Origin of the sequence: Paenibacillus sp. J53TS2 (assembly GCF_018403305.1) — a bacterium.
Lineage (GTDB): Bacteria > Bacillota > Bacilli > Paenibacillales > Paenibacillaceae > Fontibacillus > Fontibacillus rhizolycopersici.
In genome coordinates, this window is record NZ_BOSK01000003.1 from 96,852 (window position 1) to 116,537 (window position 19,686).

The 19,686-nt window shown below is 52.6% G+C and carries 24 protein-coding genes and 1 tRNA gene; 11 read left to right on the forward strand and 14 right to left on the reverse strand.

All coding sequences use genetic code 11. The annotated features are described in order from the left end of the window. The first annotated feature begins 148 nt into the window (after positions 1–148). Positions 149–1,624, forward strand: a complete 1,476-nt coding sequence (locus KJS42_RS08295) for an aminotransferase class I/II-fold pyridoxal phosphate-dependent enzyme (RefSeq protein WP_155608775.1) — start codon at positions 149–151, stop codon at positions 1,622–1,624. A 71-nt stretch (positions 1,625–1,695) separates the two neighbouring features. Here KJS42_RS08295 and KJS42_RS08300 read toward each other — a convergent pair whose 3' ends face one another. Continuing rightward, positions 1,696–2,019: a DUF1292 domain-containing protein gene (locus KJS42_RS08300; protein ID WP_213622573.1), complete on the reverse strand. Its 324-nt coding sequence runs from the start codon at positions 2,017–2,019 to the stop codon at positions 1,696–1,698. A gap of 135 nt (positions 2,020–2,154) precedes the next feature. Beyond that, the gene (locus KJS42_RS08305) at positions 2,155–2,709 is read right to left on the reverse strand and encodes a stalk domain-containing protein (protein WP_193419037.1); all 555 of its coding nucleotides are present in this window, start codon (positions 2,707–2,709) and stop codon (positions 2,155–2,157) included. A gap of 180 nt (positions 2,710–2,889) precedes the next feature. Between KJS42_RS08305 and KJS42_RS08310 the strand changes: the two genes are divergently transcribed. Then, positions 2,890–3,627 carry an MBL fold metallo-hydrolase gene (locus KJS42_RS08310; RefSeq protein WP_213622574.1) on the forward strand — a complete coding sequence of 246 codons (738 nt, stop codon included), beginning with the start codon at positions 2,890–2,892 and terminating at the stop codon, positions 3,625–3,627. A gap of 62 nt (positions 3,628–3,689) precedes the next feature. On the opposite strand, the gene KJS42_RS08315 is transcribed toward KJS42_RS08310, so the two are convergent. From KJS42_RS08315 to KJS42_RS08325, 3 genes are all read right to left on the reverse strand, one after another. Then, on the reverse strand, positions 3,690–3,929 hold the full coding sequence (locus KJS42_RS08315) for a DUF3892 domain-containing protein (protein WP_213622575.1): 240 nt from the start codon (positions 3,927–3,929) through the stop codon (positions 3,690–3,692). 68 nt (positions 3,930–3,997) lie between these two features. Further along, on the reverse strand, positions 3,998–4,450 hold the full coding sequence (locus KJS42_RS08320) for a GNAT family N-acetyltransferase (protein WP_244868419.1): 453 nt from the start codon (positions 4,448–4,450) through the stop codon (positions 3,998–4,000). A 241-nt stretch (positions 4,451–4,691) separates the two neighbouring features. Then, positions 4,692–4,949, reverse strand: coding sequence for a hypothetical protein (locus KJS42_RS08325; RefSeq protein ID WP_155608769.1), 258 nt, complete (start codon positions 4,947–4,949; stop codon positions 4,692–4,694). A 169-nt stretch (positions 4,950–5,118) separates the two neighbouring features. Between KJS42_RS08325 and KJS42_RS08330 the strand changes: the two genes are divergently transcribed. Then, positions 5,119–5,191: transfer RNA gene (locus KJS42_RS08330), tRNA-Val, on the forward strand. A gap of 989 nt (positions 5,192–6,180) precedes the next feature. Here KJS42_RS08330 and KJS42_RS08335 read toward each other — a convergent pair. The 6 genes from KJS42_RS08335 to KJS42_RS08360 are packed head-to-tail and all read right to left on the reverse strand — an operon-like array spanning position 6,181 to position 11,350. Beyond that, entirely contained in the window at positions 6,181–7,062 is an 882-nt protein-coding gene (locus KJS42_RS08335; RefSeq protein ID WP_213622576.1) for a metallophosphoesterase family protein, read from the reverse strand. Between the two features lie 4 nt (positions 7,063–7,066). Further along, positions 7,067–7,390 (reverse strand): DMT family transporter, encoded by a 324-nt coding sequence (locus tag KJS42_RS08340; protein ID WP_213622577.1) that lies wholly within the window; start codon positions 7,388–7,390, stop codon positions 7,067–7,069. Between the two features lie 22 nt (positions 7,391–7,412). Next, positions 7,413–8,228, reverse strand: coding sequence for an HAD family hydrolase (locus tag KJS42_RS08345; RefSeq protein ID WP_244868420.1), 816 nt, complete (start codon positions 8,226–8,228; stop codon positions 7,413–7,415). Continuing rightward, on the reverse strand, positions 8,203–9,567 hold the full coding sequence (locus KJS42_RS08350) for an ABC transporter substrate-binding protein (RefSeq protein WP_213622578.1): 1,365 nt from the start codon (positions 9,565–9,567) through the stop codon (positions 8,203–8,205). The genes KJS42_RS08345 and KJS42_RS08350 overlap by 26 nt, the downstream gene beginning before the upstream one ends. A 37-nt stretch (positions 9,568–9,604) precedes the next feature. Then, the gene (locus tag KJS42_RS08355; RefSeq protein WP_213622579.1) at positions 9,605–10,447 is read right to left on the reverse strand and encodes a carbohydrate ABC transporter permease; all 843 of its coding nucleotides are present in this window, start codon (positions 10,445–10,447) and stop codon (positions 9,605–9,607) included. Positions 10,448–10,465: 18 nt separating this feature from the next. Further along, a complete protein-coding gene (locus KJS42_RS08360; RefSeq protein WP_213622580.1) occupies positions 10,466–11,350 on the reverse strand; it encodes a carbohydrate ABC transporter permease in 885 nt (294 codons plus the stop codon). A gap of 204 nt (positions 11,351–11,554) precedes the next feature. On the opposite strand from KJS42_RS08360, the gene KJS42_RS08365 reads away from it, so the two are divergent. From KJS42_RS08365 to KJS42_RS08380, 4 genes are all read left to right on the forward strand, one after another. Next, complete coding sequence (locus KJS42_RS08365; RefSeq protein ID WP_213622755.1) at positions 11,555–12,100, forward strand: GbsR/MarR family transcriptional regulator; 546 nt, start codon at positions 11,555–11,557, stop codon at positions 12,098–12,100. Positions 12,101–12,217: 117 nt separating this feature from the next. Further along, positions 12,218–12,982, forward strand: coding sequence for a polysaccharide deacetylase family protein (locus KJS42_RS08370; protein ID WP_213622581.1), 765 nt, complete (start codon positions 12,218–12,220; stop codon positions 12,980–12,982). Between the two features lie 55 nt (positions 12,983–13,037). Further along, positions 13,038–13,220: a hypothetical protein gene (locus tag KJS42_RS08375; RefSeq protein ID WP_155608762.1), complete on the forward strand. Its 183-nt coding sequence runs from the start codon at positions 13,038–13,040 to the stop codon at positions 13,218–13,220. Positions 13,221–13,408: 188 nt separating this feature from the next. After that, positions 13,409–13,948 (forward strand): DoxX family protein, encoded by a 540-nt coding sequence (locus KJS42_RS08380; RefSeq protein ID WP_213622582.1) that lies wholly within the window; start codon positions 13,409–13,411, stop codon positions 13,946–13,948. Between the two features lie 47 nt (positions 13,949–13,995). Here the strand turns inward: KJS42_RS08380 and KJS42_RS08385 are convergent, their stop codons facing one another. Next, positions 13,996–14,604, reverse strand: a complete 609-nt coding sequence (locus KJS42_RS08385; protein WP_213622583.1) for a phosphatase PAP2 family protein — start codon at positions 14,602–14,604, stop codon at positions 13,996–13,998. A gap of 231 nt (positions 14,605–14,835) precedes the next feature. Here KJS42_RS08385 and trhO point away from each other — a divergent pair, with 231 nt between their 5' ends. Together trhO and KJS42_RS08395 are read left to right on the forward strand one after the other, a co-directional pair. Continuing rightward, entirely contained in the window at positions 14,836–15,729 is an 894-nt protein-coding gene (trhO, locus tag KJS42_RS08390; protein ID WP_193416318.1) for an oxygen-dependent tRNA uridine(34) hydroxylase TrhO, read from the forward strand. Positions 15,730–15,768: 39 nt separating this feature from the next. After that, entirely contained in the window at positions 15,769–16,407 is a 639-nt protein-coding gene (locus KJS42_RS08395; protein ID WP_155607702.1) for a helix-turn-helix transcriptional regulator, read from the forward strand. Positions 16,408–16,440: 33 nt separating this feature from the next. Here the strand turns inward: KJS42_RS08395 and KJS42_RS08400 are convergent, their stop codons facing one another. Further along, entirely contained in the window at positions 16,441–16,692 is a 252-nt protein-coding gene (locus tag KJS42_RS08400) for a YuzB family protein (protein ID WP_193416319.1), read from the reverse strand. A gap of 194 nt (positions 16,693–16,886) precedes the next feature. Here KJS42_RS08400 and KJS42_RS08405 point away from each other — a divergent pair, with 194 nt between their 5' ends. Beyond that, on the forward strand, positions 16,887–17,504 hold the full coding sequence (locus tag KJS42_RS08405; protein ID WP_155607703.1) for a superoxide dismutase: 618 nt from the start codon (positions 16,887–16,889) through the stop codon (positions 17,502–17,504). A gap of 118 nt (positions 17,505–17,622) precedes the next feature. Here the strand turns inward: KJS42_RS08405 and KJS42_RS08410 are convergent, their stop codons facing one another. Beyond that, positions 17,623–18,648 (reverse strand): LacI family DNA-binding transcriptional regulator, encoded by a 1,026-nt coding sequence (locus KJS42_RS08410; protein WP_213622584.1) that lies wholly within the window; start codon positions 18,646–18,648, stop codon positions 17,623–17,625. 117 nt (positions 18,649–18,765) lie between these two features. Here KJS42_RS08410 and KJS42_RS08415 point away from each other — a divergent pair, with 117 nt between their 5' ends. Next, positions 18,766–19,680, forward strand: a complete 915-nt coding sequence (locus tag KJS42_RS08415) for an ROK family protein (protein WP_155607705.1) — start codon at positions 18,766–18,768, stop codon at positions 19,678–19,680. The last annotated feature ends 6 nt before the right edge of the window (positions 19,681–19,686 follow it).

A 19,686-nucleotide genomic window follows, 5' to 3' on the forward strand; every position in this document is an offset into this window, starting at 1 on the left:
TCTTCATTCTGTCCGTTTTCGCCGGCAAATTAACCCGCATAACGTCAATTTTGCGTAAAACCGTCGTCATTCGCTTGCATTCCGGGCGCATTTTGCTATACTCAAGCTTGTTTGAAAATTATGTAGACGAAAGGCAGGGATGGCCCGTATGGATCATCAAAGCACGCCGCTCTTCACTGCGCTCAAAAAGCACGCGGCCGGCAATCCCGTTCAGTTTCATATTCCCGGGCATAAAAAAGGGCTCGGCACCGATAAAGAATTCCGCGAGTTCATTGGCGATAACGCCTTGTCCATCGACTTGATCAACATCGCTCCCCTGGACGACCTGCACCAGCCTACCGGCGTCATCGAAGAGGCGCAGAAGCTGGCGGCCGACGCCTTTGGCGCCGACTATACCTACTTCTCGGTACAGGGGACCAGCGGGGCCATCATGACCATGATACTATCCGTTTGTTCTCCGGGTGATAAAATTATCGTCCCGAGAAATATTCATAAATCCGTAATGTCGGCAATTATTTTCGCCGGAGCGAAGCCGGTCTTTGTCTCGCCGGCACAGGACGCCAATCTGGGGATCGACCACGGGATTACGACTTCCTCGGTCCGCCGCGCCCTGCAGCGCCATCCCGATGCCAAAGCGGTCGTGGTGATCAACCCGACGTACTTTGGCGTATGCGCGAACCTGAAGGAAATCGTCGATCTGGCCCATAGTTTCCACGTACCGGTGTTGGTCGATGAAGCGCATGGGGTGCATATTCACTTTCATGAGAAGTTACCGATGTCGGCCATGCAGGCGGGCGCCGATATGGCGGCCACCAGCGTGCATAAGCTCGGCGGCTCGATGACGCAAAGTTCGATTCTCAACCTCAATACGAAGAATGGCTACGTCAACCCGCAACGCGTGCAGACGATCATCAGCATGCTGACGACCACCTCAACATCCTATCTGCTGCTGGCTTCCCTTGACACGTCGCGCCGTAATTTGGCGCTGCACGGGCGAGAAATGGCCGAACAAGCGATGGAGTTGGCGCATTATCTACGGTCGGAAATCAACCAAATCGAAGGCTTGTACTGCTTCGGGCGGGAGATTCTGGGCGGGGAAGCGACTTATGACCACGATCCGACCAAGTTGACGATCCACGTCCGTCACTTGGGGATTACCGGTTATGAAACGGAGAATTGGCTGCGTGAGCACTACAACATCGAAGTGGAGCTCAGCGACATGTATAACATCCTATGCCTGATTACGCCGGGGGATACGCAGGAAACCGCCGATATTTTACTGACGGCTCTACGCGAATTGTCTAAGACCTATTATAAGGAAAATAACGCCAACGAGCTGATCGTCAAAGTCCCGGAAATTCCGCATCTCTCCCTCATTCCACGGGATGCTTTCTATGCGGATACCGAGGTCATTCCGTTTAAGGAATCAGCCGGACGAATCATTGCCGAATTTATTTATGTATACCCGCCGGGGATTCCAATTTTGCTCCCGGGTGAGGTCATTTCCCAGGACAATATCGACTACATCGTGGATCATGTCGAAGTCGGACTGCCGGTCAAAGGACCGGAGGATCGATATATCGATAAGGTTAAGGTGATCGTTGAAGCTGACCCGATATTCTGATTCAACCCAAATCAAAAAGCTCCCCGCTTCCGGGGAGCTTTTATCTTATAAACCAGGGGACTAAACTCGGATCAGGCTTCATCCATTTGGGCGACAAGCTCGTTATAAACTTCTTCCACCTGTTTCCATTCCTGTTCGTCTTCGATATTGTAAAGCACCATTTCTTCGTTCTCTTCTTCCATGCGGAGAATGATGCCGTCCGCTTCCGGATTGTTGCGCTCAAGCAGCAACGCGTACACTTTCTCGCCAACGTCGAAGGTCTCGACAAGAACCATCTCTACGTCTTTCCCCTCTTCGTCAGTCAGCGTCAACACAAACTCTTCATGCTCATGATCATGGTCATGATCGTGGCCGCAGCCGCATGCTTCGCCGTGTTCGTGATTGTGGTCGCTCATGAAATTACCTCGCTTTAAGTATGTTTTAATGGAGTGAAGAAGAATCCCTTGCTTCATTCCCCCCGTATCGTAACACTTTTGGGTGGGACAGGTCAATTTTCGTAAGTACTGTCGAGTGTAAAGCTAAACTTGCGATTATTTCAAGACGTTAATGCCTTTCTCCGAGATCAGCACGAAGTCCGTTCCGTTCGACGGCTGCATGTAGAACCCTACGACATAGCGGCCTGACGATTTGAAATCATAGGTAATGTCCTTCGTCCGGAACCAGAAGTTATCCCGCTGCTCTTTGATCTCATCCGTCTGAATCTCCTTGGAAGTTCCGTCAGGGGCCGTGATCGAAACCCGCACTGCAGCGATATCCGTACGTAAATTATCGATTTGTGAAAATACGTTGAACTTCAGCTTCCCCGTCTTCTTCACGTCGCCAAACACCGCATCATCTGTGAACAAAAACATATGAACGTTGGGTTTATAATAATTCACCGTTTTGGTGCTGTCATTGTATTCGACCAATCCTTCGAGATTGCGTACGGGCACATAGGTTTTCCCGTCTACGATATATCCGCCATCCTCCAGCTCGTGGCCGTTCAGCATCAGCTTTACCTTTTGGCTAGCGGCATCGGCAAACAGCAGGGAACCTCCCATTAGGGAGAAAGCAACCACCAATAATGCAACTCTTCTCCATTTCATGAATTTGACCCTCCATTTGATTCCTGTTGATGTAATGTTATACTCCTCGATTTCGGTCAAGTTGCGGTGGTTATGGTAAAAGGCGGCACTTTTTTTGGCGAGAGATGCCAGTCTTTTGTTTCTAATGGAAATTGTGTACATTTAAGGGGTGATCCATACTTTACTTAAGGGGGATTCCTCATGCCATTACGTCTGCAAATGCTGGGTACGGGCGGGGCGTTTGCCAAACGATATTTCAATAATAATGCGCTTCTCTATGCTGGAGATTTCACCTTGCTGATCGACTGCGGAATCACCGCCCCCATGGCGCTGCACGCAATCGGTAAACCGGTGGAGGACATCGACGCCGTGCTGATCACCCATATCCATGGAGATCATGTGGGCGGACTGGAGGAACTAGCCTTCCGTCGAAAGTTCGGGTCTGGGCGGAAACCGATCCTTTATGTCGCCGAGAACCTGGTAGAGCCGTTATGGGAAAATACGCTGAAAGGCGGGCTAAGCCAGGATGGGGTGATCGCCTCGTTGCACGACGTGTTTGACGTGCGTCTGCTAGCGGAAGACCGGCCAATGCAGCTTGCGCCTGAATTGAAGGTGGAGATTATCCGAACACCGCATATCCCGGGTAAACCGAGCTATTCGCTTTATTTCAACGACGAGATCTTTTACAGTGCGGACAAAACGTTTCAGCCGGAGCTCCTCGAGAAGCTGGTGCGCGAACGTGGCTGCCAACGAATCCTGCATGAAGTCCAGTTAACCGGGCGGGGCGAAGTTCATACGACATTGGAAGAATTGTTAACTCTGCCTTCCGAAATTCAGAGCCAAACCCTGCTGATGCATTATGGGGATGAAATGGAGACGTTCCTCGGGGCTATCGGGGAGATGGAGTTCCTCCGTCAACATGAAGTATATACGCTGTAACGAAAACAACCCTGCGGGCATTTACGCCCGCAGGGTTCATTCGTTTATGGTTAGGAGCAACGTTATTCGAAACCAGGCAAGTTGTCGAGGTTATTGGACGGGTCTCCGTCGGCATCGCCACGGATATACATTTCTCCGTCCCGCCCCTTAAACACGTTGACGCCGGCGATCGCACCGGCCTTAATTTCCTGTAGGGCTTGCTGGTAATCAAGCACGCGTCCGCTGGACGTTTTAAATGCCTCCAAATCCCCGTCTCCGTTCTTTCGCACGGCAATAAACGTTTCTCTGGTATTCAGGGCCATTGGCTAGCTCATCTCCTCTTCATTCAAGTTAGATTTAGCTTGCCCCGAAACCTCAAAACCTATGATTATTACGATTTCAACGGTTTGACCATCCGGACGTGCGGAATCCCGGCGTCATCGAAGGGCTCGGTCGAGATCGTCTCATAACCAAGTTTGGCATAAAACCCTTCGGCATGGCACTGTGCGTCCAGGACCGATTTTGTGAGGCCCAGCTCCCGAGCCAGCTCCTCCAAGGCAAGCAGCAGGATTTTGCCCACGCCCTTTGAGCGAAATTCTTGGCGTACGGCGATCCGCTGCATTTTGGCCGCATTGTCTTTATAGTAAATCAGCCTGCCCGTCGCGGCATAGGCTCCTTCCATTTCGATCAGCACATGATGCACATCTGGATCGATCTTGTCGTATTCGTCAATCTCCAAATCGATGGGGACCTTCTGTTCCTCGACGAACACCTCTTTACGGATGTCCAGGCATCTTTGAAGTTGTTCCTCGTTATCTACATGAATGATTGTTGCAGCCGACACTTCGTTCCCCTCCCAGCATTCCTTGTCCATTGGTTTGTTTAAACTGCATCATTATACAAAAAAATCATTTTCATGTATAGTTATTCTAAATGGATATCGGCTGAAAGGAGCTGGCAAAAGGGTTATGGTCATGGGCATAACGATAACCGCTGCGGTGTTGATCGCGGTTTTGTTGATCGTCTCCATGTTTTATGTGACGAAGAAAGGCTATTCCCGCAAGTGGGACGAGGAATAAAGCTTGTTATTCCGTAGAATAAACGTCCTCCACAATCGTCGGTGAATAAACGCCATCCGATACCGAAGGCCCAAACGGCCAGGGAAAGGCGCGAGCCTGCCGGTTCATCGTCTCCGTGTCGGGTGCCAGACGGCAAGCGCTGGTTAAGGCCAGCAGGAGGACGGCTCCCGCCACGGCTACCCATAGGGGCCAGGGCCGTTTCGTCCCGTTGGGTCGTGACGGGTTATGATGGTGGTCATGGGGATTACGGTGGGTTTGATGCATCTGAACATCTTCCTTTCCAAGCTTGGTGCGTTTCTGACGTCATACGTATCCTGACCGGAATTACGCTCCTCCTCCATTGTTGGCAGGGTCCCGGCCCCTTATACTTCAAGGAAGTATTGACAAGAACCCTGCTGCCTGATAAGATAAATTTTGTCTTCACTATAATTTTGATCTGCTAGCTCAGCTGGGAGAGCACCATCTTGACAGGGTGGGGGTCAGTGGTTCGAGCCCACTGCAGATCATCGCAAAAATCCCTTGAAGCGTAAGGCTTCAGGGGATTTTTATTTCTTAGGTCTGAATTGGCCTATGATACGAATTTCATAGTCCAAAGAGTTTCTTTTGGGAGCGTCTCCGTCGTCGTGACCCCATATGATTGTAGCCAGCGGGCAGGCGGCCAAGATATTCCCTGATCGGCGCTCTGGATCACCAGCAACCACAAGTGGGCGATCCTGATACTCCCCCTCGATACATATGAAAAAAGACCACTGAGGCTTATGCCCTGGTGGTCTTATGCTCATTCTATTGCTTCGTCTTTTTCGAGGTATCTGCATCAGCAAATTCCGCATTCAGATTTGGTACCCCTAATTTCTTTTTTACTTGCTTGGAGCTGTGCTTCGCATCATTCTTCTTGTTCAACTCACAATACACCTCCTGTAGGTCGTATTATGCGGCGAGCAACTTCGCTCTATGCGTTGGGTGGTCGCGGATAATGACTCGCCCATAACTTACCGCCCCTTTACCGCTTAGCGGTGGAATTGCGGGGGGCTTCCTATATAGTCAGAACAAAAGGGCTAACGACTCCACGGCTCTTCAACCCCCTCGACCTAATCCAGGTATCTCCAATGTCCCAGTCGTTTCGTTGCTCCCAAACTTCTAACGGACCGTAGCGACCTTATTTGTATACTTCCCGGTGATTTCCCGGGCTAACGGACTGGTGCGACCTTATTTGACCCTTTAGGCGATCATTTCACCTCCATTCACCCAAATAAGGTCTCTGAGGTCCGTTAGAATGGGGAGGGCAACATCAGAACCCAAATAGCGGCTCTGGTGTCCGTTAGCACAGCACCGCTACCAGCAAACAGCAAACGGGCTCGCTGCTCGTTGCGCGTTGCTTGTTGCTTGTTGCATCGCTCTAGCTCGCCATTGCACCGCACGCCAAAAACGCGCGCCAAAACTGGCACGCGTTCCCATTAAAGTGTCCTGCTCGTCTCCACGTCGGACCGATCTTCTACTAGCCTCGCGGGTAATCCACCCGAAACTGCGCCGCCTCCACCCATTCGCCGCGGGTAAAGTCCCGGCCACGCACGAGGACATGGTCGCGGTAAACCTCTACGTAGAAGCCTTGGCTGCCATCCTTGTGTTCGTCTTCATCGGTCCACAGGTAAGCAACCGAAGCGGCATTGAACATCGCTGGCCCTTCGCCTCGAACGCCAAAAGAAGTGTTAGGTGCATCCAACTCCCAATGGGTATGCCCCGTGAACAGGATCGCCTGCGGATGACGGGCGAGTACGGCAAGTAGTTCGGCGTCCTGCACGACGCCATACCAGCGTTGTGCTTCATAAGAGCCGGCCACCGTGTTCATTAGCGGCTGATGCAGGAATACAAATACTGGACGGTCCGCCGCAGCGCTCTCCCCCAGCTTATCGTCCAACCAGGCCAGCTGCTTTTCTGATAAGGAGCTAAATAACTCCAGCCCCTCCTCCGTTCCGAGGAAGACGAAATGATAGCCGTCAATCCAATGATCATGATAGATGCCCTCCGTGCCGGTACCACGCAAAAACTGCCCCAAACGCGCCTCCCAGTTCCCCAACGCGACATCGTGGTTGCCCATCGTCACATACAGCGGAGGTAATGTCCCACCAAACTGCTCCCAGATTCGGTTCCAGGCTTCATACTCCTCCGGGAATCCATGATCGGTCACGTCTCCCGCATGCATGATTCCGGCGCTTCCGGCACCATTCTCCGCGATATCCCGTAAAGCCTGTTCCAGGTTAACATTATGCGTATGCTGCCCATCTGTCCGGACATGCGTATCGGTGATCACCTGAAAAGTTAGCAAAATCCCTTCGTCCCGCTGACCTTTCCCTACCTGCAACTCATTTCGATCCACCATTTCTTTAACCTCCCTTGCCGCTCAAATTCAACCCGATGACGCCGAGAACGATCACCCCGATCCACAAGATCGAGGGTACCGACAATTTCTCCTGAAACAGAATTCCGCCCGCGACAGAGATCAACACGATCCCGATTCCCGACCAAACCGCGTAAACGGTGCTCACCTTCATATACCCCAGCGCAAAATTCAAGCAGGTAAAACTGGCCCCGTAAAAAAGAAACATCAGTACCGAGGGAACCAACCGGGTAAAGCTATCCGACAGCTTCATCGATACCGTGCCGGACAACTCCAGCACGATGGCTAGAGCCAGGAATAACCAACCCATTTCTTCTTCCACCTTTCCGGAATTACCGAACTTCCCCGAGCCGGAGCTCGCGATAACTGGTCATCACGACATCCGCCGACGGGAAGCCCTCCTTCCCCGATGTATGACCCTCATCCAAGGCGATGGCCGCAGCCGCCCCGGCGGAGCGAGCCATCTGCATATCGCCGTCCGTATCGCCAATGACGGCTACCCGAGCCGCCTCCACACCAAGTTCACGGCAAGCTAACTCCACCATGTCCGGAAAAGGCTTCCCCCAGTTCACCCGATCCGCGCCAACACATACGGAGAAATAGGGGCGAATCCCGAGCCATTCCAGATGTTTCTCCGCCGCCGCCGTTTCATCGGAGGTGACAATCCCAAGGCGGAGCCCCGCCTGACCGCATTGCTCCAAGAACGGCAGCACTTCTGGAAGTAGCCGAGCCGTGCGAGAACCCTCCAGTGCTTCGTCCGCGGCCACGCGACTCTGCGCCGCCAGCACCTTTGCTTCCGCCCAGGAGAGGCCTGCCTTGTAACCTTCCATTGCCAGCAGCGTCAGCAGATCATCCACCGTGCCCATCGACAACGGACTGTTCCGATCATACCCGGAGATCTGCCCTTCCGCGTCGTAGCTGATTCCCCAGACCTGCAACTGATCGGCAGGTAGCGGCGATCGTTGCCGTTTCATCAATTCGGAGGAAAAATGGGCGAGCAACCGCTCGCCCCACCTTCCCCACGTATAGATAAAATCCATCAACGTTCCGTCTTTATCGAACAAAATTGCATCGACCCTAAACTTGATTCCTGCGACATCTAATGTTGCCGCGGAGGTACGATTATTTCCGAATTCGGTCGAGTTCACGCTGCGCCGTCTCCTTCGCTTCCTTCAGCGCTTCGGCTGCCGGAGTATTGCTGATCTGTACCTTGTCGGCAGCGATTTTCAGCGCGTCCGTAATCTTCCCGCCCGTTGGATCCTGGAACGGTTTCGAGGCATGCGTCGCCTGCTTCAGCGGCACGGTCGCCTGCGGGTTTTGCTCGCTGTAGGCTACGAACTCCGGATCGTTCAGCGCGGATTGACGGACCGCGATATAACCGGTGTTCATCGACCAGAATGCGGTATTCTCCGGGCTCATAAAGAAGCTGTACCACTTCATCGCTGCTTGTTGCTGCTCGGGGCTGGCGGCTGCCGGAATACCTGCCATGATCGCCTGGGCGACTGGCTTTCCTGCACCGATCCCTTCCCAGCCCGGCTGTTCCATAGCCGCCACGATATTAAAATCGAGGTCACCTTGGTCGCCGCTGGAACCGGTATACCCCGCCGCTTGGCCTTTCATCACGTCGTCGATCGTTTTGTACCAATACTCCCAGCCTTGACCGCCAGAATGGATACGCATGATTTTATCTTCATGGATCCATTTACGGAATAACTCCCAGGTATCCACCCATTCCGGAGAATCAATCAGTACCGTGTTGCCGTCATCACTGAGGATTTTACCGCCTTTGCCGTATACGGCATCCATCATGTTCTCCGCGCCCCACATCGGCTCCCAGCCGTAGAACACGGTTTTGCCGCCTTCTTTAACCGTCATTTTCGCCGCTGCATCGGCAAGCGCCTCCCAGGTGGTCAAATCTTCGGCTTTAAGGCCGCTCTTCTCGAGGGCATCCTTCCGGTAATACATCACTTGCGTCGTGCCGTACATCGGCAGGAAAAATTGTTGGCCGTCGACTTTCCCTTGCTCCAGGAACGTCTGCACGACATCCTCCGGATGGAAATCCGGCGAAGCGGCGATCAACTCGTCCAGCGGTGCGTAATACCCTTTGCGTGCCCAGTCTACGTTAGAGGATAGAACGGCGGCCGGCACGGTGCCGGCGGCGATGGCCGCTTGCAGCTTTTGTTCCGTTTCGCTGTAATCGGCTTGCACGACCGGCTTCACGATGACATTTTGCTGCGAGCTGTTGAACTTGTCAATGAGGGCTTGCATATTTTCGCCTAGCTTGCCGCCAAGACCATACCAAAACTCGATCGTTACCGGTTCTACCGATTGCGCTTGGTCTCCGGCATTCGCCGCATTCCCCGCCGGCGCAGCCTGAGCGGGATCGGCCGTATTCCCCGCCGCACCGGAACCCCCGCCGCAAGCACTGATTACGAGGAAGATACAAGTCATTAACAATCCGAACCACGATTTTTTCCAATTCGACATTTCATAACCTCCATAAATGGTTTTCAGTTTTGTTCTCTCATCCTTTACTAGCACCTGCGGACAAATTGACGCTTTGCATGATCGTTTTCTGGGTCAGCACGAACAACGCAAGCAAAGGCGCGATCGTGAAGGCGCTGGCGGCCATGATCAACGGCCACTTCAGCCCGTAAGCACCCCCTTCCACTAAGAAGCTGCGCAGACCGGCCGAAACAAGCTGGAGGTGTTGGCTTTTGGTGATCAGCATCGGCCAGAAGTAGTTGTTGTACTGCTCGATAAAGGTAATCAGTCCGAGTACCGCAAAGGAGGAGCGTGTCAACGGCAGCAGAATCGTCCAAAGGATACGGAAATGCGACGCCCCGTCAATTTGCCCGGCCTCCACCAGCTCATGCGAGATTTGCAGGAAAGATTGCCGGATCAAGAAGATTGAAAACACGCTCACGCAGTTGGAGAAGATCAACCCGGCATAGGAATCCAGCAAGCCCAGCCGGCCCAAGACGATATAACCCGGGAGGTACACCGCGGTGCTCGGCACCATGTACCCGACCAGAACCAATGCGGTAAACGCCCCTTTCAGGCGAAATTTCATATGGGTCAGGGCGTAGGCCATCATTCCTGAATTCACAACCTGGATGGCTACGATGGCCGCAGCGACGAAGATACTATTGTACATGTACCGCTCAAATGGAGCGGCGACCCAAGCCTCGGCGAATTGTCCCCATTTCGGACTGTGCGGCCAGAGCGTCGGTGGAAACTGCCAGATCTCATCATTGCTCTTCAACGCGCTGGTCGCCATCCAGTAGAACGGAAACGCCATGATCAGCGATACCGCCGCCAACAAGACATGGCGAATGGCGGTGCCCCATTTTTCGATCCCTTGCATGGTTTAGTCCCCTTTCTTCTATGAAGAGTAATGAACGGTACGCCGCCCTACCCAGAACGACAGCAGCGATAATCCAACGCACCCGACGATAAGCGTGATCGCCACCGAAGAGGCTTGCCCGATTTGAAACGCGTCGAAGGCGGACTGATAATAGAGGTAGAGTAACGTGCGTGTCGAACCGGCCGGCCCGCCTTGCGTCAGCACATTGATTTGGTCGTACGCCTGCAGAGCCTGAATCAGTTGAACAATCACCAGGAAAAAGGTTGTCGGCGAAATCAGCGGCCATGTCACGTTCCAGAACTTGTGCCAGCGGCTTGCGCCGTCGAGCTCGGCCGCTTGCAGCAGCTCTGTGGGCACGCTGCGCAGCGCCACGAGATAGAAGATCATCCCCCAACCGGCCGATTTCCAGACGGTAACGAGTAGGACACCCACGAGCGCCCAGTTCGGATCCTCCAGCCAACGAATACCTTCGATCCCGAAACTTTTCAGCAACGTATTGGCTAGGCCCACCTCGGGCTCAAAAATCCAGGACCAAACAATCGAAACAGCCACTGTCGGCGTCACCCAAGGGGAGAACATCAGCATCCGGTAGACGGATCCGCCCTTCATATTCCGGTTGAGCAGCAAGGCCAGCCCTAAGCCGAACACAACGACGGGCAGTACGCTGCCTGCGCAAAATAACGCAGTGACCCGGAGCGACTGATAAAACGACGGATCCGTAAACAGGTCGCGATAATTTTGCAGTCCGACGAACAACTTATCGGGGCTCATGAAATCCCATTCCGTGAAACTGAGATAGATGATGTACCCCAACGGATAAAACCAAAACAACGTCAGCGGAACCATCGCCGGGAGCGTAAACAACAAGGCCCGGACATCTTCCACCCAAAGCGAACGTTTCATGGATCCTCCTTTTGTTCCATTCAGTAATCATTGAATATTTGTTATAATGGTAGATAAATCACGTTAATAATCTCTTGTGTTCAATATTTATTGTACGTTCGTTTTGCGTTTATTGGGTTATCTCTGCGTGAAGCGGCGATTAATTTTGTGTAAAATTTTTCGAGGCAGGTAGGTGTGAAGGTGAAGAAGCCAACGTCGGGGAAAATGCCGGAACCGCAAAATTTCCGGGAAGTGCTTCGCGCCAAGGTCATTGATGCGATTGCGCAAACGATGGACCTCTACGGCGTAAATTACTCCTATGGGCAGCTGTACGGCATCCTATTTTTTGAGGATCGGCCCATGACGCTAGAGGAAATGCAACAGAGCATGAACATGAGCAAAAGCAATATGAGCTATGCCGTCCGCTCACTTGTCGATTCGAAGATGGTGAGCAAATTGGACGAAAAAGACGCCCGCAAAGATCTGTATGCCGCGGAAACCGATTTTTTCAAAGCGTTTCAGGCCTTTTTTGCGACGAAGCTGCAACGAGAAATCGATGTCATGCGCGGAGCTCTCGACTCCGTCATTCCGTCGCTCTCGGAGACCATTCTGGATATGGAGACCTCCGAGGAAGAGCGGAAGCGGTGCCTGGAGGATCTGCACAAGCTGAAGCATGCCACAAGCTATTACGAGTGGCTGCAGCAGTTCGTCGACCGACTGCAGAGCGGCGATTTTTTTGAAAGAGAGGACGATTCTCCCGTACAAGGATAAAAGTGCCGGAGATCAGCCACACTAAACGGACAGCGCCGACCGCCGGGAATAAGAGTTTTCTTGCTGGCTGGGCTGGACAATCTCTTTAAGTTTAGTTGATGGAGGCACGCAGAAACGATGTTAAAAAACAAACTGGGGGCAGCGCTCGCTATCGCCCTCTCGGCTTCGCTTCTCACCCCTGCCGTGGAGGCATCTTCCCCGGCCCAGGGCAAGGAAAGGAGCTACTACGAGGAACGCGGGGACATTGTTTGGGAAGTGCCAATGCAGGAAAAATACATCGCCTTGACGTTTGACGACGGGCCGGATGAGCATCAAACCCCGAAAATCCTTGAACTTCTGGAGCAGTACCAAGCGAAAGCGACCTTTTTCGTCGTTGGCGACCGCGTCAAACGTTTCCCCGAAATCGTTAGATTGGAACAAGCCGGGGGGCATGAAATCGGCAACCACTCCTATCACCATCCTTCCTTTCACCGGTTGGCTTTAAAGACCTTAACGGAAGAGATGGCGATGACCCAGCAGGCCGTATTAGAGACAACCGGAAGCAAACCGGTCCTCTTCCGTCCACCAGGCGGTTACTATAATGAAGCCATCGTCGAGTTAACCAAAGATAACGACCTGAAGATGATCCTCTGGTCTTGGCATCAAGATACAAAGGATTGGGCAACGCCCGGCGTTTACAAGATCGTTCGCAAGGTACTAAATAACGCACGAAACGGCGACATTATCCTCATGCATGATTACGTGCATAACAGTACGCAAACCATCGAGGCGCTAAAGGTGATTTTGCCTGAACTCCAAAGCCGGGGATATCGGTTCGTTACCGTCTCTGAACTGCTGACCCATAAGGTCACGCCGGATCATCATATCAAGGTCAATCATTAGCTTGGAAAACGAGCCGTTTGCGATCCTATCCTAATTCAGAAAGGAGCAAGAACGAGTGGACAAGATGCAGGAACAGGACACCCTGCCGCCTGGAAAAGGTTCCGGTGTCGATCCGATTCCCGTACCCAAACACCCCACCTCAGCTACGGAGAACCTCGAGGATCTCGTTGGCGAAATGATGGAGGAATGGTCGGAGACGCTGACAGGCAAGGATCCGGGCAAAGAACAAGCCAAATAACGAACGTACGAATTCGCAGCAAGGTGGGAGCAAATCCACCTTGCTGTTTTATTTAAATTTTATTTTCTCAATTTTTAATATATGTGATTTAAATCACATATATAGTGAAAAAAATCACATATAATAAAGACATCAAAGATGATCATCCGAAAAACAAAATCGAACGACAAACCAAAGGAGTGGGAATCATGTTTAACAATTTCCTTAGAACAAACAAAGTGGCAATGTGGCTCTTGACCGTCATCCGCGTTTACCTCGGCTATCAATGGATCGAAGCCGGCTATCATAAACTGACCGGCGGCTTCGACGCCGCAGGCTTCCTGACCGGAGCGATTGCGAACAGCACCGGTGACCATCCCGCCGTGCAAGGCTGGTGGGCAACCTTCCTGCAACACTTCGCCCTGCCGAACGTCGACCTCTTCAACGTGATGGTGCCTTACGGCGAATTCCTGGTCGGCATCGGGCTCATTCTCGGTACCTTCACCACCTTCGCCGTGTTGATGGGCTTCGTGATGAACGCCGCGTTCCTCTTCTCGGGTACGGTAAGCACCAACGCGCAAATGTTGATTCTTGAAGTGCTGGTCCTCGTCGCCGCCGCCAACGCCGGCAAAATCGGCCTCGACACCTACGTACTTCCTTACCTCCGCAAACTGTTTCATAAGAAAGACGATGCCGGTACGCAAACCCCGGCGCCTAAACAACCGCTGAACGCAAAACGCACGGCATAATAGCCGCGTGAATGAAAGAGGGCCTTCCAAATGGAAGGCCCTCTTCTTTATTTGCGGCGCCGCCGTACGGCCCCCCATGAGCAAACCTCGGCAATCACCGCTCCTGCCAGGAAGCCGCCGACGATATCGCTGGCATAATGTACGCCTAAATACAAGCGACTGACCCCGATCAGTAAAATGATCAGCAGCACGATAACTGCCCATACGCGGTTCCCCGCCCTGCCGGAGCGCAGCAGCAACAGGGCGATCAGCCCGAAGAAAGCCGCGGAGATCATCGCATTTCCGCTGGGAAAGCTGTACCCGTCCGGCACGACAAGATAGTCCCACAAGTCCGGACGTTCACGAGAGTACAAGGCTTTCAATCCTTTGTTGAGTAACCACCCACCCACCAAACTGACCGTCAGCCAAACTGCATAACGTCCGTTACGCAAGTATACCAGGGTCCAGACGAGAGTGAGCAACAGCACCACAACGAAACCGGTCGTCGTCCCCAGCTCAGCAAGAGCTTTCACCGCAGGAGTCAAGCTATCGCTTCGCAGCCCATAGAAGAAATCCCCAATACTACGGTCAATGGAGCGCAGCCCCTCCGTATGGATGAACCCGCTCAGCACCGTAAACAAGACGGCCAGAAGGACCGGCCAAAACCATTTTTTCAAACCCGACTCTCCCCTCTCTCCAAACATTCACCCGAATCCAAGTTATTTTACCGGGAATCTTGATTTGTCGGCAACCCTTATTTCAAATTTAATTCATTCTAGGGTCTGCAAGGAAAGAATATCCGCTAGACCTGCATTAATATACTTACTATACTTATATATTGACTAAGTTGGGAACCTTGAACTACAATGCAGTAGAATTCAACATAGAATAGATGGGTGATTAAATTAATGGAGCCACACGCTTACCGCGTATTATTATTTTATAAGTTTGTCCGGATCGAGGATCCTGCCGCCTTCACGGCCGAGCATCTGCAATACTGCAAAGAACTGGGCCTCAAGGGACGCATCCTGATCGCCGCCGAGGGCATTAACGGAACATTGTCCGGTACGGTGGAGCAAACCGAGAAGTATATGAACGACCTCAGAACCAACCCGCTGTTCGCCGATATCGTGTTCAAGATCGACGAAGCGGAAGGCCATACTTTTAAGAAAATGTTCGTTCGCCATAAAGAAGAGCTGGTCACCTTCCGTTACGAGGAGGAGCTTGACCCGAACGTCATCAGCGGCAAACGCCTCTCCCCTGCCGAATTTTACGAGCAACTGCAACAAGATGATGTGATCGTTCTGGACGGGCGCAACGATTATGAATACGACATCGGCCATTTTCGCGGAGCGATTCGGCCAGAGATCGATTCCTTCCGCGAGTTTCCGGAATGGATCCGGCAGAATCTTGGCGATCACAAAGATAAGAAGATTTTGACTTACTGCACCGGGGGCATCCGCTGCGAGAAGCTGACCGGCTTCCTGTTAAATGAAGGTTTTAACGACGTCGCCCAACTGGAGGGCGGGATTGTGACTTACGGTAAAGACCCGCAGGTCAACGGACGTTTGTTTGACGGCAAATGTTATGTCTTTGACGAACGAATCTCCGTGCCGATCAACCGCACAGACGAGGATATCGTAATCGCCAGCTGTTTCCACTGCGGCATAACGCATGACCGGTACATTAACTGTCCTGTGTGCAACCTTCAGTATGTATGCTGCGAGGATTGCGAAGACGAGCATCACGGCTTCTGTTCGGATGCATGCCGGGAGGCAGCCCTCGCCGTCCCGCAAAGCTAAGAATTGCCGGAACCTATCACCCGAGAGGGAGTGTCACGCATGAACACGAACAAAGACCTTTCTACCCGCGAGCGGATTCTTCATCTAATGAAAACCGCCGGACCTCTTAGCGCGAAAGAGCTCACGACAGAGCTGCAGATTACGGAAATGGCCGTACGCCGGCATCTCGGAACGATGGAGCGCGACGGGCTGATCGAGTCGAAGATGATCCGGCAAACGCAGGGCCGGCCAACGGCGGTGTATGGATTAACAGAGCTGGCCGAGGGGATTTTTCCAAAAAAATATCATTCGCTCACCCTGGACCTGCTGGATGAACTGGCCGAGGAAAGCGGCGAAGGAATGGTGGATCGCCTATTTGACCGGCGCAAGGAGAAGCTGAGCCGTAAATACATGGCCGACATGCAAGGCAAATCGCTAACCGAAAAAGTGCGCACGCTCTCGGAAATCCAAAATGATAACGGCTATATGACGGAGCTTGAACAGAACGATCGCGGCGAATACGTGCTCATGGAGCATAACTGCCCGATCTCACAAATCGCCAATCGTTACAACCATGCCTGCGACTGCGAGCTGAATTTGTTCGAATCCTTGCTGGACGCCGACGTCGAGCGCACGGAATGCTTGGCCCAGCAAGGGAAGAAATGCGTATATGTAATCCGTCAGCGAAACCGCGAATAGAAAAAAAGCAGCCCTTGGGCTGCTTTTTCTACGTTATATGTCATAGACGTTTAATTCGTCCTCAATGGCTTGCTTAACGAGCCGGATACATTCCTCCGTTGTCTTGGCGGCAACCCGTTTGCCGTTAACTAGCGCATACGGTCTAAGCTTGCATAAGCCGCATAAACTAAGACAGTCCTGGCGCATCACGGCAATTTCCGGATAATCCTCCTCCAGTTGCTCCAGCTCAAGCGCGCTCATCAGGTTGCTATCGCACACTTCAACGATCACAATGCCCAAACCCATGACGTCTTTCACCCCAAACTTGTCGATAACTCTGCTTGAACCATCATTATGAGGATACCAAAATCATTTGTCAATGCTTGCGAATCATTTAACATACTTAACATACATTTATGTTGACTAAGTTGGCGTCCAGATCTATAATTAAATTTGTCGGAATTACTATTACATATCGGAGAAGAAAGGATTGATTTGGAATGGCACATCAATTGCCTGCTTTGCCTTACCCGAACAATGCACTTGAGCCTCATATTGATGAAACAACGATGATGATTCACCATGATCGTCACCATAATACGTACGTTACGAACCTGAATGCAGCTTTGGAGTCCGCTCCGGAACTGCAATCCAAATCCGTTGAAGAGCTGATCGCTGATCTGGACAGCGTTCCGGAAGGCATCCGCACCGCAGTTCGCAACAATGGCGGCGGTCACGCGAACCACTCCCTGTTCTGGGAAACGATCGGACCTAACGGCGGCGGCCAACCTTCTGGCAAGCTGGCTGAAGCGATCAACGGCGAGCTCGGCGGCTTCGACAAATTTAAGGAAGACTTCTCCAAAGCTGCGACAACTCGTTTCGGCAGCGGCTGGGCGTTCCTGGCTGTAGACGGCAGCGGTAAATTGTCCGTATACAGCTTGCCGAACCAAGACTCCCCGATCATGGAAGGCAAAACGCCAATCCTTGGCTTGGACGTATGGGAGCACGCTTATTATCTGAAATATCAAAACAAACGTCCTGACTACATCGCCGCTTTCTTTAACGTTATCAACTGGTCTGAAGTAGAGAAACGTTACGAAGCAGCGTTGAACAAATAAGTTGGAATGTGGGTTAAGCGCCTGCGTGACTAAGAAAGGGTGTCCCGATGGACCGGTTAACCGGCTCCCTGGGGCACCCTTTTTTTTATCCATCGACTCCATGCCTGCTCCCGGCTCCTCATGACCTCCAGACCACCGACTCGCGCACCACCAACGTCGGCTGGACCTGCCAATGAATCGCTTCCCGGGTACGGCCAAGCTCCGACAAGAGCAGACTGATCGCCGCGTCGCACATACGCTCCTTCTCCACCCGCATCGTCGTCATGTTGAGCCCTTCGCCGTTCACGTAAGGCAAATCGTCAAACCCGGCGATCGAAACGTCCTCCGGCAATCGCTGGTTTCTCTCCTTCAACAAGCCCGCAAGCAAATAAGCAATCCGGTCATTGCTGCAAAAGAACGCCGTCGGCCATTCGCCGAGCCCCTCCAAAAAGGCATCCATTTCCGCCGTGGTGTAATCATACCCCCGAGAGATCGTTAAGCAATCCGCGTCTCGGATAGCAAGCCCCTGCTCCTTCATTGCCTTCTCATACCCAAACCAGCGCTCCTCATGACTGGTCGACAAGTTCGTTGGCCCGATGAAGCCGATTCGCTTGTGACCGGCTTCAATCAAATGTGTTACCGCAGCGTGAGCTCCTTCCAGATTGGCCGAAGTGACCGCCGGACAAGGCAGGTCGCGGTAATAGGAATCCATCAGCACGAGCGGTGTATCCATTTCCCAAATACGCCCGGCATAAGCCCGATCCGTGATACCAAATAAAATTACCCCACGATACGGAATATCGGCAAACGTTCCAGGCAAAGAAAGCGACGTTTCCGTCTCGCGATCAAGTGGAGTTATGACGGCGTTAAAGCCTTTTTTACGGGCACTCCGTTCCAAACCCCAGATCATATCGTGAAAAAACTGAAAGTGATCATTATCCTGATAACTCATGATTCGCTCGGGAACGAGCACCAGAATGTTGGCCTTTCCGCTTTCTTGGGGAGCATAGGGTCCATAGCCCATCTCCCTGGCGGTTTGCTGCACGAGGCGGCGCATCTCTTCGCTGACCCCCTTTTTATTCATCAGCGCAAGCGACACCGCATTTTTGGAAATCTGGAGGCGGTCAGCGATATCCTGCATGGATATTTTCTTTTTGCGGCCCATTCTTTTCATTCCTTTCGAATCATGCTACACTTAGCCTACATCCTACTTTACAAATACGGTTTTTGTCAAGTTTGTCAAGTTGTTAATGAATCTTCACTTCCACAGGAGGTATGAACGTTGAGTTATGCAATAGGTATCGACATCGGCGGCACCAAAACCGCCATCGGGCTTGTTGGCGCAGACGGCGAGGTTCGCGCCAAGGTTTCCTTGCCGACCGATCAGACAGTAACGCCGGAGGTGATGGTCGACCGAATGGCTGCTGCCATCCAGGACATCCTTACCGCACAAGGTATTACGGAAGCCGAGCTCTTGGGAATCGGGGTTGGGGCCCCAGGACCGCTGAACACGAAGGAAGGGAAGATAGCCGAACCGCCGAATTTGCGAAGCTGGTGGAACTTCCCTGTCGTCGCCTCGCTGGCGCGCCATTTCAGCCGGCCGATCCGGCTGGAGAATGACGCTACTGCCGCTGCTTTGGCCGAGAAATGGCTGGGAGCTGCTAAGGATGCCGAACACTTCGTATTTATCACGATCAGCACGGGGATCGGCGCCGGGATCTACTCCCACGGCAAACTCATTACCGGCGCTTCCGGCAATGCCGGCGACGTCGGGCATTTCGTCGTTGATCCCTCGGCCGGCACCTGTGTATGCGGGCAAAAAGGATGCTGGGAATACGTCGCCTCCGGCACGGCGGTCGCGAGACAAGCCTCGGCCTTGCTCGGCCGGGAAGTTTCCTCGAAGGAAGCTTTTGATTTGGCGGCGGCCGGGAATACTTCGATTCAGGAGCTCGTCGCCAAGGTGTTTGAGAACATCGGCGTAGGCTGCGTAACTCTGATCAACACCTTTGATCCAGAGAAGCTGGTCATTGGCGGCGGCGTCTCTCAAGTCGGTGCTCCAATGTTTGACGCGGTGCGGGACTATGTGTCCAAGTACGCGCTGAACCCTTCGGGTCGTCAAACACCTATCGTCCCTGCCGCGCTGCACCAAGATGCCGGCTTAATTGGCGCCGCTGCATTAGTTCACATTTCATATTGATCTATA